Source organism: Vibrio sp. R-1 (assembly GCF_035615595.1).
GTDB lineage: Bacteria > Pseudomonadota > Gammaproteobacteria > Enterobacterales > Vibrionaceae > Vibrio > Vibrio cholerae.
Map to the genome: position 1 here is coordinate 1 of NZ_WPDC01000011.1, position 24750 is coordinate 24750.

25 protein-coding genes are annotated in these 24750 nt (G+C 44.5%); 14 read left to right on the forward strand and 11 right to left on the reverse strand.

Going from position 1 to position 24750, the window contains the following annotated elements; genetic code table 11:
* Positions 1-65 precede the first annotated feature (65 nt).
* On the reverse strand, positions 66-1343 hold the full coding sequence (gene tviB / locus GOU96_RS04055) for a Vi polysaccharide biosynthesis UDP-N-acetylglucosamine C-6 dehydrogenase TviB (protein WP_142736913.1): 1278 nt from the start codon (positions 1341-1343) through the stop codon (positions 66-68).
* Between the two features lie 113 nt (positions 1344-1456).
* A complete protein-coding gene (locus GOU96_RS04060; RefSeq protein ID WP_267781324.1) occupies positions 1457-2602 on the reverse strand; it encodes an LPS O-antigen chain length determinant protein WzzB in 1146 nt (381 codons plus the stop codon).
* A gap of 223 nt (positions 2603-2825) precedes the next feature.
* Here GOU96_RS04060 and rfaD point away from each other — a divergent pair, with 223 nt between their 5' ends.
* The 3 genes from rfaD (at position 2826) to GOU96_RS04075 (ending at position 6212) form a co-directional block, all read left to right on the forward strand.
* Positions 2826-3770: an ADP-glyceromanno-heptose 6-epimerase gene (gene rfaD, locus GOU96_RS04065; protein WP_188372305.1), complete on the forward strand. Its 945-nt coding sequence runs from the start codon at positions 2826-2828 to the stop codon at positions 3768-3770.
* Between the two features lie 95 nt (positions 3771-3865).
* Positions 3866-5641, forward strand: coding sequence for a polysaccharide deacetylase family protein (locus GOU96_RS04070; RefSeq protein ID WP_267781326.1), 1776 nt, complete (start codon positions 3866-3868; stop codon positions 5639-5641).
* A gap of 10 nt (positions 5642-5651) precedes the next feature.
* Positions 5652-6212, forward strand: coding sequence for an acyltransferase (locus GOU96_RS04075; RefSeq protein WP_267781328.1), 561 nt, complete (start codon positions 5652-5654; stop codon positions 6210-6212).
* Between the two features lie 98 nt (positions 6213-6310).
* Here GOU96_RS04075 and GOU96_RS04080 read toward each other — a convergent pair whose 3' ends face one another.
* On the reverse strand, positions 6311-7522 hold the full coding sequence (locus tag GOU96_RS04080) for an O-antigen ligase family protein (protein WP_267781330.1): 1212 nt from the start codon (positions 7520-7522) through the stop codon (positions 6311-6313).
* The gene (locus GOU96_RS04085) at positions 7506-8234 is read right to left on the reverse strand and encodes a glycosyltransferase family 25 protein (RefSeq protein ID WP_267781332.1); all 729 of its coding nucleotides are present in this window, start codon (positions 8232-8234) and stop codon (positions 7506-7508) included. The genes GOU96_RS04080 and GOU96_RS04085 overlap by 17 nt, the downstream gene beginning before the upstream one ends.
* A 180-nt stretch (positions 8235-8414) precedes the next feature.
* On the opposite strand from GOU96_RS04085, the gene waaF reads away from it, so the two are divergent.
* From waaF to GOU96_RS04125, 8 genes are read left to right on the forward strand one after another with little or no spacing between them, the layout of a single operon-like run.
* Entirely contained in the window at positions 8415-9476 is a 1062-nt protein-coding gene (gene waaF, locus GOU96_RS04090; RefSeq protein ID WP_267781334.1) for a lipopolysaccharide heptosyltransferase II, read from the forward strand.
* Between the two features lie 6 nt (positions 9477-9482).
* On the forward strand, positions 9483-10265 hold the full coding sequence (locus tag GOU96_RS04095) for a glycosyltransferase family 32 protein (protein ID WP_267781336.1): 783 nt from the start codon (positions 9483-9485) through the stop codon (positions 10263-10265).
* Positions 10265-11545: a lipid IV(A) 3-deoxy-D-manno-octulosonic acid transferase gene (gene waaA / locus GOU96_RS04100; RefSeq protein WP_267781338.1), complete on the forward strand. Its 1281-nt coding sequence runs from the start codon at positions 10265-10267 to the stop codon at positions 11543-11545. Before GOU96_RS04095 ends, waaA begins: the two co-directional genes overlap by 1 nt.
* On the forward strand, positions 11542-11922 hold the full coding sequence (locus GOU96_RS04105) for an HAD-IIIC family phosphatase (protein ID WP_000734010.1): 381 nt from the start codon (positions 11542-11544) through the stop codon (positions 11920-11922). The genes waaA and GOU96_RS04105 overlap by 4 nt, the downstream gene beginning before the upstream one ends.
* Positions 11913-13496 carry a capsular biosynthesis protein gene (locus tag GOU96_RS04110; protein WP_267781341.1) on the forward strand — a complete coding sequence of 528 codons (1584 nt, stop codon included), beginning with the start codon at positions 11913-11915 and terminating at the stop codon, positions 13494-13496. Before GOU96_RS04105 ends, GOU96_RS04110 begins: the two co-directional genes overlap by 10 nt.
* Complete coding sequence (locus tag GOU96_RS04115) at positions 13493-14236, forward strand: glycosyltransferase family 2 protein (RefSeq protein WP_267781343.1); 744 nt, start codon at positions 13493-13495, stop codon at positions 14234-14236. The genes GOU96_RS04110 and GOU96_RS04115 overlap by 4 nt, the downstream gene beginning before the upstream one ends.
* On the forward strand, positions 14233-15177 hold the full coding sequence (locus GOU96_RS04120) for a WavE lipopolysaccharide synthesis family protein (protein ID WP_267781345.1): 945 nt from the start codon (positions 14233-14235) through the stop codon (positions 15175-15177). Before GOU96_RS04115 ends, GOU96_RS04120 begins: the two co-directional genes overlap by 4 nt.
* A gap of 45 nt (positions 15178-15222) precedes the next feature.
* The gene (locus tag GOU96_RS04125) at positions 15223-15921 is read left to right on the forward strand and encodes a CatB-related O-acetyltransferase (protein ID WP_000856959.1); all 699 of its coding nucleotides are present in this window, start codon (positions 15223-15225) and stop codon (positions 15919-15921) included.
* A 202-nt stretch (positions 15922-16123) separates the two neighbouring features.
* Here the strand turns inward: GOU96_RS04125 and GOU96_RS04130 are convergent, their stop codons facing one another.
* Together GOU96_RS04130 and GOU96_RS04135 are read right to left on the reverse strand one after the other, a co-directional pair.
* Entirely contained in the window at positions 16124-18118 is a 1995-nt protein-coding gene (locus GOU96_RS04130; protein WP_267781347.1) for an acyltransferase family protein, read from the reverse strand.
* A gap of 10 nt (positions 18119-18128) precedes the next feature.
* On the reverse strand, positions 18129-18875 hold the full coding sequence (locus GOU96_RS04135) for a 3-deoxy-D-manno-octulosonic acid kinase (RefSeq protein WP_267781349.1): 747 nt from the start codon (positions 18873-18875) through the stop codon (positions 18129-18131).
* Positions 18876-18960: 85 nt separating this feature from the next.
* On the opposite strand from GOU96_RS04135, the gene GOU96_RS04140 reads away from it, so the two are divergent.
* Positions 18961-20028, forward strand: coding sequence for a glycosyltransferase family 9 protein (locus tag GOU96_RS04140; protein WP_267781351.1), 1068 nt, complete (start codon positions 18961-18963; stop codon positions 20026-20028).
* Positions 20029-20070: 42 nt separating this feature from the next.
* A complete protein-coding gene (locus GOU96_RS04145; protein ID WP_000042983.1) occupies positions 20071-20850 on the forward strand; it encodes a glycosyltransferase family 2 protein in 780 nt (259 codons plus the stop codon).
* A gap of 61 nt (positions 20851-20911) precedes the next feature.
* Here GOU96_RS04145 and GOU96_RS04150 read toward each other — a convergent pair whose 3' ends face one another.
* Entirely contained in the window at positions 20912-21949 is a 1038-nt protein-coding gene (locus GOU96_RS04150; RefSeq protein WP_267781353.1) for a glycosyltransferase family 9 protein, read from the reverse strand.
* A gap of 110 nt (positions 21950-22059) precedes the next feature.
* On the opposite strand from GOU96_RS04150, the gene coaD reads away from it, so the two are divergent.
* Positions 22060-22554 (forward strand): pantetheine-phosphate adenylyltransferase, encoded by a 495-nt coding sequence (coaD, locus tag GOU96_RS04155; RefSeq protein WP_000078890.1) that lies wholly within the window; start codon positions 22060-22062, stop codon positions 22552-22554.
* Positions 22555-22650: 96 nt separating this feature from the next.
* Here the strand turns inward: coaD and mutM are convergent, their stop codons facing one another.
* From mutM to rpmB, 4 genes are all read right to left on the reverse strand, one after another.
* Positions 22651-23460 carry a bifunctional DNA-formamidopyrimidine glycosylase/DNA-(apurinic or apyrimidinic site) lyase gene (gene mutM / locus GOU96_RS04160; RefSeq protein WP_001114647.1) on the reverse strand — a complete coding sequence of 270 codons (810 nt, stop codon included), beginning with the start codon at positions 23458-23460 and terminating at the stop codon, positions 22651-22653.
* A gap of 9 nt (positions 23461-23469) precedes the next feature.
* Positions 23470-23952, reverse strand: a complete 483-nt coding sequence (locus tag GOU96_RS04165) for a hypothetical protein (RefSeq protein ID WP_033931555.1) — start codon at positions 23950-23952, stop codon at positions 23470-23472.
* 226 nt (positions 23953-24178) lie between these two features.
* A complete protein-coding gene (gene rpmG / locus GOU96_RS04170; protein ID WP_001051801.1) occupies positions 24179-24346 on the reverse strand; it encodes a 50S ribosomal protein L33 in 168 nt (55 codons plus the stop codon).
* 13 nt (positions 24347-24359) lie between these two features.
* Positions 24360-24596: a 50S ribosomal protein L28 gene (gene rpmB, locus GOU96_RS04175; protein ID WP_000091952.1), complete on the reverse strand. Its 237-nt coding sequence runs from the start codon at positions 24594-24596 to the stop codon at positions 24360-24362.
* Positions 24597-24750 lie beyond the last annotated feature (154 nt).

Genomic DNA, 24750 nt, shown 5'->3' on the forward strand with positions numbered 1-24750 from the left:
TAGGGTCTAGGGTCTAGGAGGTCAGACTTATCAAGTTCCTCCTAGAGCAACTAGTTGTCTTTATATTAGAGACGCATATCGACGTTTTGTTTTTCGAGCACGTACTTCAGGTCGTACAAAACGTGTGTCTCTTTGCCGAGAGCTCGAATCGCTTCTGCACCCATTTCACGAAACTCATTGTGCGCCACCGCCATAATAATCGCATCGTAATGGTTTGGTTTAGGTTCACACAGGCATAAACCGTATTCATGCTGCGCTTCAGCGTTCAAACACCAAGGGTCAACAATATCCACATTGATATTGTATTCCTTAAGCTCATGGACAATATCCACGACTTTGGTATTGCGAAGGTCCGGGCAGTTTTCTTTAAAAGTAAGCCCCATAACCAAAACATTTGCGCCTTCTACGTGAATGCGCTTTTTCAGCATCTTTTTAACCAATTGTGATACCACATACTGGCTCATACCGTCGTTAAGGCGACGACCTGCCAAGATCATCTCTGGATGATAGCCTACGCTTTGCGCTTTGTGCGTCAGGTAATATGGATCCACACCAATGCAGTGGCCACCAACTAAACCTGGACGGAATGGGAGGAAGTTCCACTTAGTACCCGCTGCTTCTAGCACTTCTAAGGTATCAATGCCAAGTTTGTTAAAGATTATGGATAGCTCGTTGATTAGGGCAATATTCACATCACGCTGAGTATTTTCAATCACTTTGGCTGCTTCAGCCACTTTGATGCAAGAAGCTTTATGGGTCCCCGCTACGATGATCGTTTTATAAAGCTGATCAACATATTCAGCGACCTCAGGAGTAGAACCACTGGTGACTTTTAAAATATTGGTCACGCGGTGCTCTTTGTCACCAGGATTGATGCGCTCTGGCGAATAACCCGCAAAGAAATCTTTGTTGAACTTCAAGCCGGAAACACGCTCTACCACAGGAATACAATCATCCTCTGTAGCACCTGGGTAAACAGTGGATTCATAAATGATCACATCGCCTTGTTTGATTACCTTGCCAAGTGTCTCAGACGCTCTGAACAGTGGGGTCAAATCAGGTTGTTTATGCTGATCAATTGGTGTTGGTACCGTCACAATAAACACATTACATCCTTGAAGTGCTTCAAGTGAGGATGTGTAGATTAATTGGGCCGCTTGTGCTAGTTCAGCGTCTGAGCACTCTAACGTAGAATCATGTCCAGAACTGAGCTCATCGATTCGAGTTTGGTTAATATCAAATCCTATCGTTGGGCGTTGCTTACCAAACTCTACCGCAAGCGGTAAACCAACATACCCAAGACCAATGATGGCTAGCTTGACATTTTCGACATCAAATTTCATTGAATGATTCTCTTAATATAAAGTAATAACTTTTGTACTTTTATTTCAACCTTTAACACAACCTGAAACATTTGAACTAGTTTCAAATAGCTATTGTTTTTCTCGTTCTTTTTTCAACGTAAGGCTTCAACTGAATCCTCTCTTCTAAACGCAAACCTCACTAACACTATCGCCACACCCAGCATTCCGCCAAGTAAAGCACCAAGCACCACAATCAAAGCACGCTTGGGTTTATCTCGGGTGAGTGGTTGTTCCGGTTGGTCTAAATAGTAAAAACCGTTTACCGACCACTTCGTTTCCGCACTCAAAGTTTCTAAATCAAATTGGCTCAGCTTACTTTGTAAAATTGCCAGTCTTGGCTCAAATACACTTAAATCTTTGATTGATTTTAAAGCATCCACTTTGGCTTTTAAGGCGCGGCTACCAATATTAATCGCGAAAAGCTCTTGTTCACCTAAATTTTGTACTGGCTGTTTAATATCAGCTGCCTCAGCAATGTTTAATGCATATTGGGTACGCTCTAACTCAACGTATAAACGTAATTGCGCTTGTTGCAATAGGTTCTTCTCTTGCTGTGCCAACTCACCATATTTAACCGTCAAGATGCTAATCAAATTAGCATTGAGCTGCTGATTGAGGGTTTGGTTAACAAACTGAATATAGTCATTAAGTAAGGTTAGGCTGCTGGCTTTATCTACAGACTGAAAGCTTAAGGTGAATATATCGTTAGCTTTTTTATCTACCGCTGAAGCTTGAATGCGCTCAAACCACTCTTCGTATAGCTTCTGCATAACCTCCGGATCATTGGTTTGTCCCAGCATCTGCTTTTGCAAAGTTAAAAAAGTAGGGTTGGTTTGCATAAAGCGGCGTTTGGTGCCGTTAGCATTAAACGTTTGAATAAATTGCTGAAAAATGAGCTTAGGGTCAATTAAGCTATCTAACGCATTACTGACAATAATAGTGCCATCTTCTTGATACACATCAAACAGCGGCTGATAACGCTTTACTGCTTGTTGGTAGCTAGCAATACCTTGCAATTGCGGTTGGCTAACGGTTGCTTTGGCACTCCACCATTCTTGGGCGGTTAATGCATAACCTATGGCGGCCACACTAAACAGCAATGTGGTCATTATGATTAGCCACTTTCCTTGCCATAGAGCAGCAAAAAGCTCTTTTAAATCAATTTCATCATTCGCAGGATAGGTGTAATGTGGGTATTGTGGCGACTGAACGGGAGAGGTATTGGCTAATGAACTCACTGATTGCTCCTGCAGTATAGAAGTACAAGTATTTTGACATGCTACCGCCCTTAGGTCTCGCTCCCAATAGCGTTATGTTATACAGCCTATATTTTGCAGCGAAGTCTAAACCAAAAAATCTTACAGGGCGAGCCTTCAGAAGTCGGAGCTTAGATTTTGTGATTACAGTACAGATATGTCAGGCTATAATGCGTGCAACTGTTCGCATCTATAGGAATTCATAATGATTATCGTAACTGGCGGCGCTGGCATGATTGGCAGCAACATTATCAAAGCGCTTAATGAGCGTGGTATCACTGACATTCTGGTCGTCGATCATTTGAAAAATGGTCGTAAGTTCAAAAATCTGGTTGATCTACAGATCGCTGACTATATGGATCGAGATGACTTCCTAGCTCAGATCATGGCCGGTGATGATTTTGGGTCCATTGACGCCATTTTCCATGAGGGAGCTTGCTCTGCGACCACAGAGTGGGATGGTAAATATGTCATGCTCAACAACTATGAATACTCTAAAGAGCTGCTGCACTACTGCTTAGATCGTGAAATTCCTTTCTTGTATGCCTCTTCAGCAGCCACTTATGGCGAAACCGATACCTTTATTGAAGAACCGCAATACGAAGGTGCACTCAACGTTTATGGTTACTCGAAACAGCAATTTGATAACTATGTACGCCGCCTATGGCTAGATGCAAAACAGCACGACGAAACCTTATCCCAAATAACGGGTTTTCGTTACTTCAACGTATACGGCCCGCGTGAGCAGCATAAAGGCTCGATGGCTTCGGTTGCCTTTCATTTGAACAATCAAATGAATGCGGGTGAAAACCCGAAACTGTTTGCTGGCAGTGAGCACTTCAAACGTGATTTCGTGTATGTTGGCGATGTCGCAGCGGTCAATTTGTGGTTTTTAGATCATGGTGTATCCGGCATTTTCAACTGTGGTACAGGTAAAGCGGAATCGTTCAACGAAGTGGCAAAAGCAGTGATCGCATTCCATGGTCGCGGCGAAGTCGAAACCATTCCATTCCCAGACCATCTTAAAGGTGCTTACCAAGAGTTCACTGAGGCTGACCTTACCAAACTTCGTGCCGCGGGCTGTGATGTACAGTTCAAAACAGTGGCTGAAGGTGTCGCTGAATATATGGCGCTGATTAATCGTAAGTAAAGAATGTCCCCCTCCTAACTCCCCCCCTTTGAAGGGGGGGATAAAAAACTGGCTCCTAAAGGGGCGTATAACCAGATGTGGAAATTGGAGTTTAGATGAATATTTTGATGGCCCTATCCCAACTCGAAGTAACGGGAGCCGAGGTGTATGCCACTAGTGTAGGTAATGAGCTCACTCGACGTGGCCATCAGGTATTTTATGTTTCCGATACGCTCACCAAAGCTCACGATGGCCTGTTTTTTAAACTGCGCTTTAATAAACGCAGCATCCCGCGGCGCTTTTGGCATGTCGCCTATCTGGTTTACCTGATCAAGAAACATCAGATCCAGTTAGTCCATGCTCACTCACGAGCATCAAGTTGGAGTTGCCATATTGCCTGCCGTTTGACTAATACTCCAATGGTGACCACGGTCCATGGTCGTCAACCGGTACATGCTTCGCGCAAAAAATTCCATGCAATGGGAGATAAAGCGCTTCCGGTTTGTGAAGCGATACGAGAGCAATTAATCAAAGATCTCGATGTACCCACGAGCCAACTGCACGTAAGCCGTAATGGGATAGAAACAAGTATCTTTAAACGCAGCGCAGCACCCAATAATCCTAAGCCAGTTATCTCTATCATTGGCCGACTCAGTGGCCCGAAAGGTGAACTTTGCTATAGGTTGCTAACCGAGTGTTTAGATCTCGACCTCTACCAAGTTCAAGTGATCACAGGTACACCATTGAGCGCGCGTTTTAGCGCACTGCAAGATAAAGTCTCATTTCCCGGCTACTCCGCTAACGTTGAACAGATCATGGCTCAATCAGATTTGGTGATTGGTGCAGGACGAGTCGCGATGGAGGCACTCCTATGTGGTCGACCGACCCTTGCGATTGGTGAAGCAAGCTGCGTGGGGATTATCGAACTGGATAATCTAAACCAAGCCATGGCAACTAATTTTGGCGATATTGGCCCACACGATCTGGCGATAGATTTCCAGCAGCTCCCCGCTTTGATTAAGCAAGGTCTAAGTCAACAACACTGCGCTCAAGAGATTACTGAACAGATCAAGCTTAACTATGATTTACAAGTGATTGTGAATGAGCTTGAAAGCCTTTATCAAACGGTTTACGTCAAAAAGTTACAGCGAGAAGTTCCCATCATCATGTACCACCGCTTTATCCGTGATGACAGCGAAAAAGGAGTACATGGTACTTATTTGCATGTTCAGCAGCTTGAGAAACATTTTCAGTTGCTTAAAAAGATGGGCTTTGAAACTCTGACCTTCAAAGATCTCTCTGAGAAGGGATTTATTCATCGCTTACAACCGGGTAAGCGTTTTATCATAATTACCGTGGATGATGGCTACCGAGACAACTATGAATTGTTACTTCCGCTGCTCAACAAGTATCAATTTAAAGCCGTGGTGTATGTGGTGACTGGCGAGAATTTTAATCGTTGGGATGTCGAAGTCAGTGACAACCCTGAAAAAGTGGTCCCTTTGATGTCACCGGAGCAAGTTAAGGCGTTACATGACTCTGGATTAGTAGAGATTGGTGGTCATACGATGACTCATCCCTTTTTGAGTAAGCTCAGCGAATCAGAACAACGCGAAGAGATATTGCGCAACAAACTCGAACTTGAAGCGCTAATCGGAGAGAAACTGACCTCCTTTGCTTATCCTTATGGTGACCATGATGCAACCTCTAAACAATTGGTTCAGGAGTTAGGTTACCCATTTGCCGTAGCGACCAACAGTGGTCCACTTGTGATGCATCAAAATCCCTATCAAATACGTCGGATTGCGATTTTTCCAAGAACTGATACTTTCGGTCTGTGGCGAAAAGTGAAAGGGAATTATCTATTTAGAAAAATGAACAAAAAATCATAAGAGGTTGCAGATGGCTGGCTTTGGATTAATTTCAAAACTGCGCAATAAAATTCGGATAAAAACTAACAACAGTATCCAAATAGGTAAAAATACTCGTATCCGCTATTGCGATATTTATGTTAATGGCAAAAATAATCAACTCATCATTCGTGATGGCGCAAATTTAAAAGGCGTCTCTATCGAGCTCAATGGCAACAATTGCCTCTTAGAAATTGGCGAAAACTGCGTAATTGGCGAAAACTGTTTTTTATCATGCCGAGAATCTGACACTACATTAATTATTGGTAGCGAATGCATGTTTTCGCGCAATGTAAAACTAATGACCAGTGATGGACATGATATTTTACGTGATGGAAAAAGGATTAATCCGGCTAAAAGTATTTATATAGGTTCTCATGTATGGCTTGCGGATAATGTTACCATCTTAAAAGGCGTATCAATTGGAAGTGGTTCGATAGTAGGCATTAACTCAACCGTAACACATTCTTTTTCCGATAACTCAGCAGCAGCAGGCAATCCAGCTCGAGTGATCGCAGACTCTATTACTTGGCAGGAAGAGTTAACTTTTTAAATTAATATTCACACGCTTTCCAATAAAAATATAAATTCGGCCTTGTAAAAATAAAAAGGCCGAATTTATTATAGAAAACAAAAAAATAAGAATAACCATCAGCATTTAAAAAGATGAATATTTTTATTCATTCCTCTCTCTGAAAAACGAATCAACAAGCCACACAAGATCGTCAACAAATAAATAAGATGTGTATGATGCAAAGGCACATCGGTTAAGCCAGCAAATATCAGCATCATAAGCATACTATTAACTAGAGGATTACCAATATATTCAAAAGCCGAATTATTTAAATTAAAAATCAGAGCTAAGCAAAACAAAAAGATTACCAGAGTACCCACTATGCCATAGCGCGCTAAAAGATCTAAATATTGATTATGTAGATGAGGCTGCATTGTTGCACCAGGATTCGTCATTTTTGAAATGCTAGCTTGTAAACCACTATCCCCGACGCCAAAGAGTGGATTTTGAGCAATTATCTCAACTCCGTGCATCCACAAATCCAAACGAATACCGATCGAACTCGTTAAATTACCTTGTTTTATCAAAGCAATCTCATTTTGAGTCTGCACAATACGAGCATTAATCTCCGGTTGAAAAATCGTATAAAAAACACCTAACAACAATATTATCGATAATATCGAAGCAATATAATATTTCCATATCGGTTTAATTGTGGTGATCACCAAATAGATGATGGCAACTGGAAGAAAGAGTATTACTCCTCGCACATCAGTCATAATAATCGCAGCTAAGGAAAGTACACCACCAATAGACGCAAGTAGTTTTAATACTTTTGATTGCGAGTTTAATAATAGATAAACACAAGACAGCACTAAAAATGAGACATATAATGCATACGGTATCGAATTAGTTGCAATGCCAACTCTGTAGATATTTAAAACATAACGTTCATAAAATGCATTCAAACCGCAAACAATGGCAGAAATTACAATGATATAATATACCATTTTGGGATTGATTCTTTTCCAAGGTACAAAAATCAAATAAACCAGACTTGTAATTAATGTTCTCGCTAAACTGAATCCATCTCCTCGAATAACGTGATAAATAGAATACACAACGACAACCCCAAAGCCAAAAATCAGAAAGCTTTTCAATTGTGAATTATAATTATCCTTTATTTCCCTTCCATACCTTATCAATCCATAAAGACAAACTACAGGGATAAGTCTAGAGAGAATAAACTTTGTATCAGGAACATTAAAAATAGCCATAAGTAGTATGGCTAAAGGAGATAAAAAAAATGCAGATTCTAATTTTGCTATGTGTTTATTTTTTATAAACATTGTTTGCTAATGCCATCTTTATTTTTCTATATAATGAATATAATTCCCTTGTAGGTTTTCTATATAATGGAGCACTCGGCTGCCTATCATTTTGGAAAGTCGTTTCAAAATGATCTGGGTTTTCTACAACACTGGGATAAAATACAAATGATGGCATATCGTGTAGGTATAACGACCCCATATAATTATCAACGGGCATAGACCAACGTTGAGAACCTTTTATTAATTTTTTAGCACTCTCAGGAGATAACGAATAAGCTCTCGCACCTCCAAAATTATTTGTAAGAAAAGAGACCTCAAAGTCATTTGTTTTTTCTTTTAAAAACAGGCGACTACGATCGTAAGCCTCTTCCAATCGAAGAAATCCATACTCTTGCGTTTTTACTCGTATGATATTGAGGTAATTAATAAAACTAGGAAGAATTTTAGCGTCATCTTCTAGAATAACGATCGGCTCCCCTAATTCGACACATTTTTGCCACATCAAATAATGGCTTGCGTAACAACCAAGCTCTCCTCGCATAGGCATTTTGCCACTCGTCAACCAAAGACGCTTGGTATAGTCATAATTGGCAAAGAGTGGATGGGGAGGATCGATTCGTCCATCAATCGCATCAAAAAACTCAAACTTCAGACCATAAGAGGCCATTTGCTGTTCAATTGATGCACGTCTATCTAAGCTGTTTTTAAGGCTAATTACGTAGATTTTCATCAGGGAAAACTCGAATTCTTATAAGAATAGTCGCCAACGCGCTACACAATGCTGATTATCAAACTGGGTCAGATTAGAGCATATCTTGACTGGCATTTGAATGCATTTGTTGAACGCAAGTGAGTTTTATCAAACTAGTGCTGTGTTAGAATAGCCGCAAAATAAGAATGACGGTGAAAAATGAAGTTACTGATTGTAGGCCCTTCTTGGGTAGGCGATATGGTGATGTCACAGAGCTTATACCAACGCCTAAAGCAGCTACACCCTAACGCGCAGATTGATGTTTTAGCGCCAGTTTGGTGCAAACCGATTTTAGAACGCATGCCCGAAGTCAATCAGGCGATTGAAATGACGATCGGACACGGTGCATTCAACCTACTAGGGCGTCGGGCTATTGGCCATGAGCTACGAGACAAACACTACACTCAGGCTTATGTGCTACCCAATTCAGCAAAATCTGCTCTGATTCCGGTATTCGCCAAAATCCCACGCCGTACTGGCTGGAAAGGTGAATTTCGTTATGGGCTGCTTAATGACTTACGTCCGGACAAACGTGTTTTTCAATACATGGTTGAAAGGTACGTCGCATTAGCTCATCCAAAAGCGACAATGCGTGCAGACGTTGCATTGGAACACTGTCCAAGACCAAAACTCACCGTTGACCATACAGCGCAACAGACGGCGCGCCAGAGACTTGGCTTAGATTCGACGCGGCCAATTATTGGTCTTTGTCCAGGTGCAGAGTTTGGCCCAGCTAAACGCTGGCCCGATCACTATTATGCCGAAGTCGCTCGTTATGTGATTGAAAAAGGTTTTCAGGTGTGGTTGTTTGGCTCAGCGAAAGATCATCCGGTCACAACCCAAATACAACAAGCATTAAGCTCAGAGCAACAAGCATACTGTGCCAACCTTGCTGGCGAAACCTCGTTAATTGAGGCGGTTGACTTGCTTGCTGCTTGTCATACGGTGGTGAGTAATGACTCAGGATTAATGCATGTTTCTGCAGCAGTCGGGTGTAATATTGTCGCCATTTACGGCTCTAGCTCCCCCAAATATACGCCACCACTGACCGATAAACTGGCGATGGTGCATACCGAGATTGAGTGTCGCCCTTGCTTTAAACGAGAATGCCCGCTAGGCCATATGGATTGCCTCAATTCTCTATTGCCTTCTCGTGTCATTGAAGCGCTAAACCTATTTATCGTGCCCGATGCGAAATCGGCACTCGCTAATGAGATATAAACACTTATGAACAACACCGCTAAAGTGATTGCCAACCGACTGATCCGCCTGACTGGCAACCTGTTTAAGATGCTCTCTTACCCGTTTCATTGGGTGTTTCCAAAGCTGCGTTTTACGATTCCCGCTTATTCACCAGCTAAGCTAAAAATGCGCGCTAATGCCACCATTCCACGCACTATTTGGCAAACCAACTTTACCGATCAAGCCTCACTGCCGGTTTACCTTAACTATCTGTTTAACCGCCTAATGTCGCTCAACTGTGACTATCGCTATGTGAGTACCGAAGCGCGTGGTAAGTTCTTAAAAGAACATGCATCACCAGAAGTTTATGATGCTTATTCACGCCTTACTAACGGTGCAGCCCAAGCTGACTTATGGCGTTTAGTGGTACTCAATACCTATGGTGGTGTGTATATGGATATTGATGCCACGCTGGTATGGCCGCTCGATAAGCTGCTCGGCGACTCACAAGAGCTGTATATTCGCATTAAAAATAATACCGAGATCACTAACTACTTCATTGCGACTGCACCAAACAATCCCGATCTGCAGGCCACCATTGAACAGGTGGTTTATAACGTGAATCACTACGAGCCTTCCATGGGGGTATATCACTCCACAGGGCCAACGGTACTCAATAACATCTTGTCTGCTAAAGCGGTGATTCACACCCAAGATCGTAAATACGTATGTATTCAGGGCACCTTTACCAATGAACACTTCCAGTACATTGATAAACCTCGTGGTAAATGGACACACATCAATCCCGAAGATCTCGTGAAAAAATAATGCTGCTCCGTACGCTTTATACGCTTTTACTCACTTTAGCTGCACCGTTTTTACTGTATGGCCTCTATCGCCATAAACAGGGAAAACCCAATGTTGGAAAACGTTGGAAAGAGCATTTCGGCATTACCCCACCACTAAAAACCACAACCCCACCGATCTGGATCCATGCCGCGTCGGTGGGTGAAACCCTAGCGGTAACGCCACTCATAAAACAAATTAAGCAACGTTCACCGAATACACCAATTCTGCTGACTACCACGACCCCGACGGGTGCAGAACAAGCGGAAAAGTTGGCGGATTGGGTTGAGCATCGCTATACCCCGATTGATTTTTCGTTTGCAGTAAGAGGCTTTTTGCGTCGTGTCCGACCTTGCCAATTGATCATAGTGGAAACAGAACTGTGGCCAAATACTCTGCATACCGTTGCCAAAGCGGGTTTGCCGATTACACTCGTGAATGCACGACTTTCGGAAAAATCCTATCGCGGCTATCAGCGTATTCGCCCGTTCTTTAACAGTATGGCGAAACCTCTCAGCCTAGTGTTATGTCAATTTGCAGACGATGCGCAGCGTTTTATTAAGCTCGGTGTAGCTGAGACAAAAATCAAAATTACCGGTTCGATTAAGTTTGATATCAGCATCACCGATGAGGTGATTGCTCAAGGTGAAGCGCTCAGAACAGCTTTAGGAAACCATCGTCCAGTCTGGATAGCCGCAAGCACGCATCAAGGCGAAGATGAAATCCTCTTAGCGGCACATCAAGCGATCCTCAAGCAGCATCCTGATACTCTTTTGATTTTAGTGCCGCGCCATCCTGAACGTTTTGCGGCGGTGCATAAGCTCGCGGCCAGCCTCTTTTCAGTGCAAACTCGTAGCAGCCAACAAACCATAACCTCCGACACTCAAGTGTATCTCGGCGATACCATGGGGGAGATGCTGGTATTGCTCGGCGCCTCTGATGTGTGCTTTATGGGTGGCAGTTTAGTGGGTAAAAAAGTCGGTGGGCATAATTTGCTTGAACCTGCCGCACTGGCAAAACCCATCATTACAGGCCCTAGCTTTTACAACTTTACCGATATCACCCACGCACTCATGAATGCACATGCCTGTGTGATTGCTGACCAACCAGAAACCATTGCCAAACAGGTGAACCATTGGTTTTCTGATGCTCAAGAACGGCAGCAGTGCGGAAAAAATGCCTTAGCGATTGTGATGCAAAATCGTGGAGCTCTCGAAAACACCTTGACCGAATTAGGTTTTACTAAGGAATTCGCCCAATGAAAAAATTGATCGTCGACCTCGACGGCACTCTCACCCAAGCCAATACTTCCGATTATCGTAACGTGCTACCTCGGCTTGATGTGATTGAAAAGCTTCGCGAGTACCACCAACAAGGGTTTGAGATTGTGATTTCGACGGCGCGTAATATGCGCACTTATGAAGGTAACGTCGGCAAAATCAATATCCACACGCTTCCTATCATTACTGAGTGGCTGGATAAACACCAAGTGCCTTATGATGAAATTTTAGTAGGAAAACCTTGGTGTGGGCACGATGGCTTTTACATTGATGATCGCGCCGTGCGCCCTTCCGAATTTGCCTCGATGAGTTTGGAAGAGATCCACCAACTCTTTGAGAAGGAAAAATCATGTTCCTAATTATGTCTGGTGCCTATGTTGGCCAAGAGTTGGAATCTGAATTTGGGCGTATTCCTCCGAGTTTTCTGCCGTTAGGCAATCGTCGCCTGTTTCAGCATCAAGTCGCTTTGGCACCACAAGGCGTAAAAGTCTATCTCTCTTTGCCTGAATCTTATGCTGTCTCAGAGATTGACCGCCAATGGCTTGAACAACACCAGGTGACAATTATCGCGACGCCGGATGGACTCAGCTTAGGGGCATCACTGGTGGCGGCACTCAATATTAGTGGGCACTCACTCAATGCACCACTGCACATCCTCTACGGTGATACGCTATTTAACCAACTGCCCGTTGGCGATGATATCGTCAGCGTTTCCACGGCAAAAGACAGCTATAACTGGGCCGTATTAACTAATGATGAAGTCGATTGGCTACAAGATGCCAATACGCCCATGAGTCACGAAAGTCAGCGAATTATCGATGGTTACTTCAAATTCAGCCGCCCACGGGAACTGGTTCGTTGTATCACACAGAGTGAATGGAAGTTTATTGCAGGCCTCAATCGCTATCATAAAAGCGTCGGCTTAAGTGCGGTCAACTCCATCGGTTGGCTCGATTTTGGCCATGTGAATACTTACTATCACTCCAAAGCTGAATTCACCACTCAGCGCGCCTTTAATGAACTAACTATCACCGCTAAATGGATTGAAAAGTCGAGCATCAAAAACCAAAAAATCGCCGCTGAGGCTTACTGGTTTGACAATCTGCCGATGGCGATGCGTGGTTTCATTCCACAATATTTAGGCAGCCAAAACAGCGAGGGGAAAATTTCCTATCGTTTAGAGTATCTCTACCTAACAGCACTGAACGAGTTATTCGTTTTTTCCAGATTACCGAGCCAAATCTGGCAGAAAATCTTAGCTAGCGCAGTGGAGTTTTTAAGTCTATGCCTTGAGCAAGCGGTCGAGCCCAATGCTCCTATCAATACTCTCGACATACTGTTTGCCGATAAAACCGCTCTACGCCTTAACGAATTCTGTACAGCGCGACACATCACTTTAGAAGATCAATGGCAGTTTGCTGGACAAGATATTTCGCTAGCGCAAATTGTGCGTGATAGCCAAAAACATCTGCCTGATGGCAAACCCTTGTTAGGGGTCTTGCACGGTGACTTTTGCTTTAGCAACATTTTGTATGACTTCCGAGCCAACAAGATTAAGACAATTGACCCTAGAGGGATGACGCCTGACGGACAGAAAACACTATATGGTGATATCCGCTACGATCTCGCTAAGCTGAGTCATTCGATTCTTGGTTTATATGACTGGATTATTGCCGGTTACTACCATGTTGAGATTGCCGATAACGCGATCGAATTAAAGATTGCCGAACAGAGCCATCATAAAGAGACGCAACAAGGTTTTATCGAACTGATTGAACAGACCTTCGGTCTCACGGCGAAAAATCTCTACGCGATGCAAATTCAACTATTCCTCTCAATGTTGCCTTTGCATGCCGATGATCGTCGCCGCCAAGATGCCTTGTTTGCAAATGCATTTCGTCTCCATCAAATTTTACTGAGGCTTGATCAATGATTGTGATCCCAATGGCGGGAATGAGTTCTCGTTTCTTTAAAGCCGGCTATACCCAGCCTAAATATATGCTTGAAGCCCATGGTCAAACCCTGTTTGAACACTCGGTCAACAGCTTTGCCGCCTATTTTGCTAGCACTCCGTTTCTGTTTATTGTGCGCAATGTTTACGACACTGCAGCCTTTGTGCGCGAAAAAGCGACTCAGCTTGGCATTAAACAGTTTTACATTGCTGAATTGCATACCGAAACTCGCGGCCAAGCAGAAACGGTGACTTTGGGGTTAGAGGAATTAGCAAAGCAAGGCGTGGACCATCAAGGCTCGATCACGGTGTTTAACATCGACACATTCCGCCCGAATTTTGTATTCCCTGACATTAGCCAACACAGCGATGGCTACCTAGAAGTGTTTCAGGGCAGCGGTGACAACTGGTCTTTCGCCAAACCAGAGCATACTGGCAGCACCAAAGTGATTCAGACAGCCGAGAAAAATCCGATTTCCGATCTCTGCAGTACTGGGCTTTATCACTTTCATCGTAAAGAGGATTACTTGGAGGCGTATCGCGAATACGTTGCCAGACCTAGCCAAGAATGGGAGCGAGGCGAGCTATACATTGCGCCACTCTACAACCTACTCATTCAAAAAGGGTTAAATATTCACTACCACTTGATCGCGCGCCATGAGGTCATTTTTTGTGGCGTGCCAGATGAGTACACTGACTTTTTGAGGCAGCCACAACCATGATCAAGATTGATGATGAAGCGATCACCTTTGTTGTACAGGGACCGGTGCAAGCCAGCGCCAGTCGTCAGCAAATCGCGGGTATCACCGAGCAATGTTTGAACTCCATACGGCGCTTTTTTCCTAAATCGACCATCATTCTGTCTACTTGGAAAGGGCAGCCGTTGGATGGGCTCGATTACGACCAAGTGTTGGAATTGGATGATCCCGGCGCAAATACCGTTTTTTATGACGGTCAGCCAATTAAACTCAATAATAACCGTCAGATGTACAGCACCCACATGGGGCTGAAAGCGGTAAAAACGCCTTATGCGGTTAAGTTACGTACCGATAACCTACTGACGGGTCGCCAATTTGTTGAGTTATATGAACGATATGCCGATCTCCCCCGAGCTCAGAATTATCAATTTTTGACTCAGCGAGTGCTCACCAGCAGTACGTTTTTTATTTCGAGCCACTACGGACACCCGGTGCATTTTCATAAAAGCGATCTGTTTGACTTTGGCCTGACCCAAGATCTCCTGACTATTTGGTCTGATCGCTGGATACCAGAATTACACTTCACGCTTAAACCGGGCTACAAAGCTCGCCACCCAGCAACTGAGCAAGTTTTATGTCTGAATTGGATCTCCGTATTACTCGATGAAGAGCACCATATCGAGAGTAAAACCTGCGATCACGCAGGCTTAGGTGAAAACTTTTGGCCACAGTTTATGGCCAATAACTTACTCATGGATTGTCCAGAAAATATTGGATTGGATGTTACTGAGCGCTTCTATAAACGAGGTAATCTGGCGCTTGAATATGACCTTAAGGATTGGCTGTATCTTAACGGTTTGATCTCTAAAAATACTCTAATCGATAAAAAGCGTATTTATAGAGCATATAAAAAATGGACAGGATTGATGATTAAGAAAATCCATCCAACCCGAGTGACAAAATAAGAGTTTCCAATTGATAGCAAAGCGAGTGAACAAGATTAATTGACTATGAAAACCCAAAAACGCTTTTTAACTGTTAATGAGCTTATTCAGTTAAAAAAGTCCCATATCACGCTCAAAAAGTGGTTTAAGAAAGCCTATAAGATCGCTGAGCCACTCGCGATTGAGCCACACACACACTTTAGTATCTCAAGAAATCATTTGTGGCAAATGGGGGCATTTTCATACTCCCATTCTGCATTGCCAGTAGATTCAATCGTTGGTCGATACTGCTCGATCTCTGGCGGTTTAAAAATAATCGGTACTGAGCATCCTCTCCACACCTTTACAACATCGCCATTAACTTATGAGTATGATTTTTTGGGTGGTGAGCGCCAGCCATTCGCACTAAAACCGCTCAAAACAGCAGAAAGATTGGTCATAGGTAATGATGTATGGATTGGCCAGAATGTATCTTTAAAGGCAGGGATAAAGATTGCTGATGGTGCAGTGATCGCAGCCAATGCAGTCGTAACCAAAGATGTCCCACCATACGCGGTTGTCGGTGGTATTCCAGCCAAAGTGATTAAATATCGCTTCTCTGAAAGTGAAATTTGTCAGCTCCTAGAACTGAAATGGTGGAATTATCACTATAAAGATTTTGTAGGTATGGATTTGAATTTTTCAGGTGCACAGCTGTGTGACTATTTTGGCCAACAACTCCCAAAACTTAAGCCATATACACCAGAAAAAATTCATCTAAGCTAGCTGACCTGTGCTTTAGCCTACAAGGCATATGCCACTGGACTAATGTATTCCCATCAATCAGGCCCTACGTTTTGGTCATAAAACAAAAAACGCAATCGTCAGCCAATTGCGTTTTTTAATATATCAATCACTAAGAATAGAGAATTAAGCTAGTTTAGGTATCTCTCAGTTCAGATGGATCAGCTAGCCCCTTACTGAAATTTCATTGATTTATCCCTAACCAGTATTCTGCTAATACTCTCGCACCTTCATAATTAAGATGATTGTTATCCATATACAAGGGAGTACTATTTAGCTGACTTTTACAACTAACCTCATCACAAATAATTGATAAGATTGGGATAACTTCAACTTGTGGATATTTTTTTGCTATCTCATCAATAATTGTATTTGTCATCTCCTGACGTTCAAGCATTACACTTAAAGGCAAATCACAGGATGCATCTTTCATCCATCCATAGGTAGCTTTCTTAACTAAACAATTGCTAGGATTGAAGTCATAATCTGGCACTTGTTCAAACAAAATAGGCTTGATACCAGCTTCAACCAAATGCTTAATTGTCCGTTCTAAACCTTCTTTGAAAGCTCTACGGCTATTATCAATCGATTCGCTATAATCCGTTTCATCGCCTAAGTAGACACGACTACCTTTCTCTCCAACAGAACGTGTTGTTTCTACATACATAGTCCAACGTCCAGCTAAAAAAACCACATCCGGCTTCAACTCAGCTAACTTAAGGGCTATTTCATTATTACGTTCAGAACACTTTTGCTCTGGCTTTCCATGTTTAATCAAATCGCTTCCAATAACAGGAGGGCAGCCACCTAAACCTCCAAACAGTGCAGCAAACCCCTCTTGCTTGCCTAAAACATCAACAAAACTTCTAAAATGGCCTGCATGTGAATCCCCCCAGATATAAGCTGTAATCGGTTGCTCGATGTCTCCTATCACTGGTGATTCAAAAGGGTACGAATCCACAATCTGCATACGATGATTCTTATTATCATCAAACGTATAAGCGGATTGGCTAAATATCGCTTGGACTGACTCACTGAATCGTGTTGGATAACCATCTTGCGCAACAATCTGTTTAGCAACCACGACCGAACATCCAATCGGCAAAATCAAATAAAACAAGTAAACCCATCGCTTGCCAATCTGCGCATGCCGCAAAGGGTTTTCTACCCACAGCCAAGAGGCAAAAGAGAGAATAACCGTGAGCACTCCACAAATGATGGCATCGACAATCGTAAAGCTAATGAAATAGTAACGATAAAAAGCCAATACCGGCCAATGCCATAGATACAATGAGTAAGACAAACGACCGATGAGCACCATGGGGCGTAAACTCAATACGTACGAAATAGTGCTGGTTTTTGACGTCCCAGAGACAATGACTAAAGCGGAAGCTATAGTCACAAATAGCGCATGAATACCGGGAAACACATCACTTTCATTCAAAGAGAAAGAGAGCCAAACTAGGCTAACCATCCCGACAATCCCAGTAAGATGATAAAAGCCTCTTGGTAATTCCCTGCTGTTTTGGCTTTTTGGGTAAACCATTATTGCTAACAGCGCTCCCATCAAGAGTTCAAAAGCTCTACTTTGAATTAAATAATAACCAGAGCTGCCTCCTAATCTGGCCATATATTCAGAATACCCAATGAATCCAACTAAAGTCGCAAACATTACTCCCCAGAAAAAGCGCGAATTGAGGTAACGAGCAGCGAGGATTAAGACCATCGGCCAGACAAAGTAAAATTGTTCTTCGATCGATAATGACCAAGTATGGAGTAATGGCAACGTTTCTGAGGTTGGAGCAAAATAACCGGAGTGTTTTTCAAAATAAACATTAGCAATAAATGTGCTTGCATACCGTAAGCTATCGGCAAAGCCCATAAAATCATTCGGAGTATAAAGCCAATATGCAAAAACAAGACTTGTCATCGCTACCAGATAAAATAGCGGTAGGATTCTTTTGATTCGTTTTACATAAAACTGATTAAACGAAAATTCTTTATTTACAATCTGAGTATAAATCGCTGACGTTATGATATAGCCAGAGATAACAAAGAAAATATCAACACCAATAAATCCTCCAGGGATCCAATCAGCATTCATGTGGAATAAAACCACCATCAAAACGGCTATCGCTCTCAAACCGTCAATATCTGCTCTATATTTCAGATTACTCATTTAATTCTACTTATTGACTAGCCAGCATTAATTCCCAATGCTTTTTGGTCCAATGGATTTTCCGTTTGATTAATTCCTTTTCAAACGAACGTTTTAATCTATTTAAGTTGTCTTGTTTCCAACTATGACCTGATTGCACATAACACTTATCAAAATCAATAATCCATACCTTCTCTTGGTCATCAATCAAGATGTTATGAATATTAAGATCGGTGTGGTTGACTTGCGCATCGTGCATTTTGCGGATCTCACGGCCGATTTTACGATAGAGTTCATCGCTGATCGGGCTTTCTTGCAAGATACTCACCAGATCGCGGGCATTCGGCACTTTTTCACTTAAGAGATCGGCTTTATACAGCAGTCCATGTTTTTGTACGCGAGCGGCAATCGGGCGCGGCACGTTAACGCCAGCATCGCGCAAGTGATTGAGCAGCATAAATTCTTGATAGCTTCGGGTCTTTTCCCAACCAGTAAACCCGTAAGAATCAGCCACTAGTTTGCCAAATAAACCACCGCGGCGATAATGACGCAACGCACCTTGTGTCTGTTGCAACTGTACAAACCACGTGGTGCCTCGCCCTGTCGCGCTGCCGAGCACTTTACCATTTTGCTGCCAAAACTCGGGGTTACAACATTGACTTGGGTCTTCATGCAAAAGCGCGTCGTCAAACCAAACTTTCTGCTGCGCGTCGTTGAACGTCTGTATCAAGGGGCGATTCCTATCGTTATCCGGTAGTTTTGCAGTTTTGCTCTGCATCTGGCGTGCTGCATTTTACATTTTCTGGTCAGCTCTGCATAATTCTGGCTCAATTATCGAATAGTTTTATCGAATAGGCTTGGCTATGGCATTGTTTCAATCAGCCCCACACTCCCTCTGTATCCTGCGTTTATCGGCGATTGGTGATGTCTGTAATACGATTGCTGCCGTACAAGCGATTCAACGCCAATGGCCGCAAACACGTATCACTTGGGTGACGGGTAAACTGGAAGCAGAACTGATCCAATCTCTGCCCGATATTCAGGTCATCGTGTTTGATAAAAAACTCGGATGGCGTGCTTATACTCAGCTTTGGCAGCAATTAAAGTCCGAGCGTTTTGATGCGCTGCTGCACATGCAGTACGCTTTTCGCGCCAGCATTGCGACTTTGGGGATCAAAGCGCGCTATAAACTGGGTTTTGATGCAGCGCGCAGCCAAGATTTTCAAACTTGGTTTACCAATGTCAAAGTTCCCTCACCGGACAAAATGCACGTCTTAGATGGTTTATTGGCGTTTGTTGAGCACTTAGGTATTCGCGATATTGAGCCTAAGTGGTCACTCACCTGCCAGCCTGACGATCTGGCTTGGGCTGAGGCGCACTTTCAGCCCGAGCAGCCTCGCTTAGTTGTGGTGCCCGGAGCAAGCAAAGCTTATAAGAATTGGACGACAGAGGGCTATGCAGCAGTTATTGAACATGCCCAACAGCAAGGCTGGCAAGTGATCTTGGCCGGAAGCCCAGCACCAGTTGAGCGCGATCTGGCCGCGCAAGTGGAGCAAGCACTCGCTCACCCCGTCTTAAACTTGGTGGGAAAAAGCACGCTGCAACAGATGCTCGCACTGCTCGCACAGGCAGATTTGGTGATCGCCCCCGATACAGGCCCAGCGCATATGGCTAATGCCATGAATACACCAATCATTGGTCTCTACGCTCACCATAATCCTGAGCGCACAGGTCCATACCATTATCGCCACTATGTTGTTTCCGCTTACCAAGAAGCTTTACTTGCGGAAACCGGTAAAACGCCGCAGCAGGTTGATTGGCGCACTCGGGTTAAAGACCCCTATGCGATGCAGCGCATCACTGCGCAACAAGTGATTGCGATGTTTGAGCGTGCCGCTGCTGACATCATGGCCACACAGGTGAACGATTGATACACCTTTTATACCCAGATTTATTCGTAACGAGGATTTTTCGTGAGTAAACCAACGCTTGCTGTCGCATTGATAGTAAAAAATGAAGCGCGTCATCTGGATGAGTGCTTACAAACCGTGCACGACTGGGTTGATGAGATCGTAGTGCTCGATTCTGGCAGTCACGATGAAACCGAGCAGGTCGCGCGTCGTTACACTGAAAAATTTTACGTGAATGCAAAGTGGCCGGGCTTTGGCCTGCAGCGCCAATTGGCACAATCTTATGTACAGTCCGATTATGTGCTGTGGCTGGATGCCGATGAGCGAGTCACACCTGAGCTCAAGCAGAGTATTTTGCAGGCTGTTGCAGCCAATAAGCCCGATACTTTGTATCAATTCGCGCGTTTGAGTTGGGTGTTTGGTCGCTTTATCCGCCATAGCGGTTGGTACCCCGATCGCGTACTGCGCCTCTATCCAACTCAACTGACTCGCTACAATGACGCATTAGTGCATGAAAAGGTGCACGTTGAACCAAGCATGAAAGTCGAAACTTTAGCGGGCGATGCGATTCACTACACCTATAACGATGTGCATCACTATCTGGTGAAATCCGCGGGTTACGCCAAAGCGTGGGCGGATCAACGTCAAGCGAAAGGCAAGAAGGCTTCCCTTTCTCAAGGCATCGTCCATGCTGTGGGCTGCTTTTTGAAAATGTATCTGCTCAAGCGCGGTTTTTTAGATGGAAAACAGGGATTTTTAATTGCACTGCTCTCTGCACACTCCACCTTTGTAAAATACGCTGATTTGTGGGCACGTGATAATGACGAGCACTACAAACGCTAAGTCGATATCTATCGAGTAAAGTAACAAAGACAAAGGGAGCCGCAGCTCCCTTTTTTCATGATTAAAGCTGCACACTACGCAACCAAGGCGCAAGCTCAGTCAATACGCTCTTCATATCAATCCGACTCATGTTCTCTTGGTTTGCTTTATCGTCTGCAGGCGGCGGACAAAAAGCGATGTGCTTACCTTGCGAGTTGAGTGGTCGCCAGCGCAGTGGCGTTGCTGAACGCTTGGCTGGGAAGAATCCGACCGTGGGCACATCCAAGGCTGCTGCGATATGCAAAGGGCCTGTCGAGCCCGCAATGAAAAGCTGCGCGCACGCCAGCGAGCGAGTGAAATCCACCAGCCCGTCATTTTTGGCGTACAAGGCTGCCGGCACTCCTTGCTCAGTAAGCAAACTTTGCAATTGCGCCGCTTTCTCTTCTTCGCCGGGTCCTGCGGTGAGCACCACTTGTTTGTGCTCATCCATCACGCCTGTCACTAACTCACTGTATTGCGTCAAAGAGAGATTATTCGCGGAGCCGCCACTGCCGGCGTGGACAAAAAGCCACGCTTTAGCCGGATTAAGCTCTAGCTGCTCAGCGAGTTTGCTGCGCTGCGCCGCCAACTGCTCAGCAGGAAAGGTCAGATACGGTGGGTTCGGCTCAATAATCGGCTGGCCGATATCACGCAAAAAGGCACGAACCAAATCAAGATTGTATTCGTATTCCGGCTTGGCCGATTGCGAGCGCTTTTGCTTAATGCGGTGCTGATAAAAAATCTGCGCCAATTTGGTCGCCGGAGCTAAACGGTAAGGAATGCGCGCTTTCCACACTAAGAGCGCGTTATACATGGTCGAAAACAGGTTAATAGAAGCATCAAACTGCTGCGCTTTTAAGCTTTGCACCAACTGCTTATGCTGCGCTTTATCCGCCTGTTGGCCAGGGTCGATAATCACCGCGTCAATCCATGGACAAAGCTCAGCCAGTGCGGCAGTGTATTTCGGCACCAGCGCGGTGATATGACAATCCGGCAGAGAAGCTTTCAGCATGGCGAAACTTGGCCAAGCCAGCATAAAATCGCCAATTTTATCGTTGCGAATAACCAGTAACTTTTTCATTGTGCTCGATAAGGTGTGAAATTTTGCGTGCTCATCATACCGACTTCATAGGTAAATGTGAGGCTTTTTGTTAGGATGAGGCCACTTCCCTGATTGATGAGTAACGGATTGTGAGCCAAAAACGTCTTTCCCGAGTGATTTACCCCGGCACTTTTGACCCCATCACTAACGGTCATCTGGATCTGATTGAGCGCGCCGCGCAAATGTTTGATGAAGTGATCATCGCCGTGGCCGCCAGCCCGAGTAAAAACACTCTGTTTACCCTCGAAGAGCGGGTCGAGTTCGCGCGCCAAGTCACCTCACATTTGGATAACGTCAGCGCTAAAGGCTTTTCCGGATTGTTAGTTGATTTTGCCAAAGCCGAAAAAGCGAATGTCTTGATCCGCGGCTTGCGTACCACAGTCGATTTTGAATACGAATTTGGTCTCACCAATATGTATCGCCGTTTAATGCCGGGCTTAGAGAGTGTGTTTTTAACGCCCGCCGAAGAGCACGCGTTTATCTCGTCGACCTTAGTGCGGGAAGTGGCAATCCACGGCGGTAATGTGGATGAGTTTGTGCCCACTATTGTCGCTAACGCTCTACATCAAAAGAAAAAAATCTAGCGCTTCAAAAGGATGCAAGCTCGCATCCCTCGATCCCCTTCCTACTTGAAGCTGCAGCGGTGTTGGCTACCTGCAACTCTAAGTCGTTTGGGTATATCAATGCTGGCACTGCGGGCAGAAAAAGGTATTGCGCTGAGCAATTTTCTGCTCGCAAAGCGGCTCTCCACAATGGGGGCAAGGCTGTTTGGCTTTGCCATACACTTGCAGCTCTTGCGCGAAATAGCCCGGCTTACCATCACTTTGAGTAAAATCTTTCAGCGTGGTGCCGCCTTGCTTAATCGCCACTTGCAGCACTTGTTTGATGTTCGCCACTAAGGTTTGCCACTCCTCTAAGCTCAGCGAATGAGCGGGGCGCAGTGGATGGAGGCGTGATGTAAACAGCGATTCATTGGCATAGATATTCCCCACCCCCACGACCGCTGCGTTGTCCATGATGAAAGCTTTTACTGCAATGCGTTTGTTGCGCGCTTTGTCCATCATATATTCAGCGTTAAAAGCTTCGGTCAACGGCTCAGGCCCCAAACGCCCGAGCACTTCATGGCTCTCATCAGGCGCACACCATAACCAAGCCCCGAAGCGACGCGGATCGTTATAGCGCAGCCGTTTGCCGCTGGTCATCACCAGATCCACATGATCGTGTTTCGCAGCAGGAAAATCGCCATCCAAAATACGCAGCGAGCCAGACATACCCAAATGCACAATAGCACTGCCGACGGCGGTTTCAATAATAAGATATTTAGCGCGGCGATGAATCGCGAGAATAGTCTGCCCTTCAAGCTGTTTCAGCTCTTGAGGGATAGGCCAGCGCAACTTGGGCGTACGTAACACTAAGGATTGAATGGTGCCGCCGACCAAATGTGGGGAGATCCCTAAACGGCTGACTTCAACTTCAGGTAATTCAGGCATGACAACCTCTTACAATGGCGCAGGGAATAGATAACTCGCTTCGGCCGAGACCGCAATCCAACGATCTTGCCAGTTTTTTAGCAACCAAAATTGTGGGGTTTGATAGAAGGTGATCCTTTGTGGCTCTTCGCGATCGGCATACCACACTTCTATCGTTTGTGCGTTTGGCAACGTTGGTTGCAGGGCGCGATACGTCGCCTCATCCACTTCTGTCCCAGTGAGTGCATGCCAACGCTGCACTAATTCTTGCCCATCAACACTCAACTCAGGCTCCGACTGCCACTCTTCGCGGCTTTTTTCTAATGAAAACGCAGGGAAATGCAACGCCTGTAAGGTGGCGTCCGCTCTCAGTAAGCTTGGAAACTGGCTCGCCGGATCGGGCAATAAATAGCTTTTAATCACGGTCGGCAGATTAATCACCGCGATAAAAGCAATCACTGACAAAATCAGAATGTTGTTCCAACGGCGACGTCGATTGGGAGAAACGCGCATAATCACTCCTTGCGATAAGCAAACGTTTTGAGATTAACAAAGTGCTTAGTGAGATCCTAGTCATCCCCTTGCTACTTGAAGCTGCAACACCAAGTAGTTTGAGTATAAGAGGAGCTCTATACCTTGGCCTTTCTGTTATTGGCAGCCAAAACCCAAATAACAGGCAGAAAAAAACCCAACCAAAGGCTGGGTTTTTTTACAACACTGTAAACAAGAGCTAAATCAATTACTTGATTTTTGCTTCTTTGTACACAACGTGCTGGCGAACTACAGGATCATATTTCTTGATCTCGAACTTGCCAGGCATATTGCGCTTGTTCTTATCAGTGGTGTAGAAGTGACCTGTACCTGCAGATGATACTAGGCGGATTTTTTCGCGAATGCCTTTAGCCATTGCTCAATTCCTCTTAAACGTTTTCGCCACGTGCACGGATCTCTACAAGAACAGCATCGATGCCTTTCTTGTCGATGATACGCATACCTTTAGCAGTTAGACGTAGTTTAACAAAACGTTTTTCGCTCTCTACCCAGAAACGATGAGTTTGTAGGTTCGGCAGAAAACGACGCTTAGTAGCATTTTTTGCGTGTGAGCGGTTGTTACCAACTGCAGGACGCTTACCAGTTACTTGGCATACTCGTGACATGAATGTCTTCTCCAAATCGTTTCAGCTCGATATCAACCTTGGTGGCCGAACCTCTCTCTTTCCAAAATCAGAAGTTGAGGTTAAAAACCGTTATGGAATACCCATACAAGGCTATCAAAGGTCGCGCATTATACTAACTTGCCGCACATTGCTC

What these genes read in the sequence shown, in the direction of transcription:
- tviB (WP_142736913.1), bottom strand. Translation starts at nt 1,343, where the DNA reads ATGAAATTTGATGTCGAAAATGTCAAGCTAGCCATCATTGGTCTTGGG.
- rfaD (WP_188372305.1), top strand. Translation starts at nt 2,826, where the DNA reads ATGATTATCGTAACTGGCGGCGCTGGCATGATTGGCAGCAACATTATC.
- GOU96_RS04070 (WP_267781326.1), top strand. Translation starts at nt 3,866, where the DNA reads ATGAATATTTTGATGGCCCTATCCCAACTCGAAGTAACGGGAGCCGAG.
- GOU96_RS04075 (WP_267781328.1), top strand. Translation starts at nt 5,652, where the DNA reads ATGGCTGGCTTTGGATTAATTTCAAAACTGCGCAATAAAATTCGGATA.
- GOU96_RS04080 (WP_267781330.1), bottom strand. Translation starts at nt 7,522, where the DNA reads ATGTTTATAAAAAATAAACACATAGCAAAATTAGAATCTGCATTTTTT.
- GOU96_RS04085 (WP_267781332.1), bottom strand. Translation starts at nt 8,234, where the DNA reads ATGAAAATCTACGTAATTAGCCTTAAAAACAGCTTAGATAGACGTGCA.
- waaF (WP_267781334.1), top strand. Translation starts at nt 8,415, where the DNA reads ATGAAGTTACTGATTGTAGGCCCTTCTTGGGTAGGCGATATGGTGATG.
- GOU96_RS04095 (WP_267781336.1), top strand. Translation starts at nt 9,483, where the DNA reads ATGAACAACACCGCTAAAGTGATTGCCAACCGACTGATCCGCCTGACT.
- waaA (WP_267781338.1), top strand. Translation starts at nt 10,265, where the DNA reads ATGCTGCTCCGTACGCTTTATACGCTTTTACTCACTTTAGCTGCACCG.
- GOU96_RS04105 (WP_000734010.1), top strand. Translation starts at nt 11,542, where the DNA reads ATGAAAAAATTGATCGTCGACCTCGACGGCACTCTCACCCAAGCCAAT.
- GOU96_RS04110 (WP_267781341.1), top strand. Translation starts at nt 11,913, where the DNA reads ATGTTCCTAATTATGTCTGGTGCCTATGTTGGCCAAGAGTTGGAATCT.
- GOU96_RS04115 (WP_267781343.1), top strand. Translation starts at nt 13,493, where the DNA reads ATGATTGTGATCCCAATGGCGGGAATGAGTTCTCGTTTCTTTAAAGCC.
- GOU96_RS04120 (WP_267781345.1), top strand. Translation starts at nt 14,233, where the DNA reads ATGATCAAGATTGATGATGAAGCGATCACCTTTGTTGTACAGGGACCG.
- GOU96_RS04125 (WP_000856959.1), top strand. Translation starts at nt 15,223, where the DNA reads ATGAAAACCCAAAAACGCTTTTTAACTGTTAATGAGCTTATTCAGTTA.
- GOU96_RS04130 (WP_267781347.1), bottom strand. Translation starts at nt 18,118, where the DNA reads ATGAGTAATCTGAAATATAGAGCAGATATTGACGGTTTGAGAGCGATA.
- GOU96_RS04135 (WP_267781349.1), bottom strand. Translation starts at nt 18,875, where the DNA reads ATGCAGAGCAAAACTGCAAAACTACCGGATAACGATAGGAATCGCCCC.
- GOU96_RS04140 (WP_267781351.1), top strand. Translation starts at nt 18,961, where the DNA reads ATGGCATTGTTTCAATCAGCCCCACACTCCCTCTGTATCCTGCGTTTA.
- GOU96_RS04150 (WP_267781353.1), bottom strand. Translation starts at nt 21,949, where the DNA reads ATGAAAAAGTTACTGGTTATTCGCAACGATAAAATTGGCGATTTTATG.
- mutM (WP_001114647.1), bottom strand. Translation starts at nt 23,460, where the DNA reads ATGCCTGAATTACCTGAAGTTGAAGTCAGCCGTTTAGGGATCTCCCCA.
- GOU96_RS04165 (WP_033931555.1), bottom strand. Translation starts at nt 23,952, where the DNA reads ATGCGCGTTTCTCCCAATCGACGTCGCCGTTGGAACAACATTCTGATT.
- rpmG (WP_001051801.1), bottom strand. Translation starts at nt 24,346, where the DNA reads ATGGCTAAAGGCATTCGCGAAAAAATCCGCCTAGTATCATCTGCAGGT.
- rpmB (WP_000091952.1), bottom strand. Translation starts at nt 24,596, where the DNA reads ATGTCACGAGTATGCCAAGTAACTGGTAAGCGTCCTGCAGTTGGTAAC.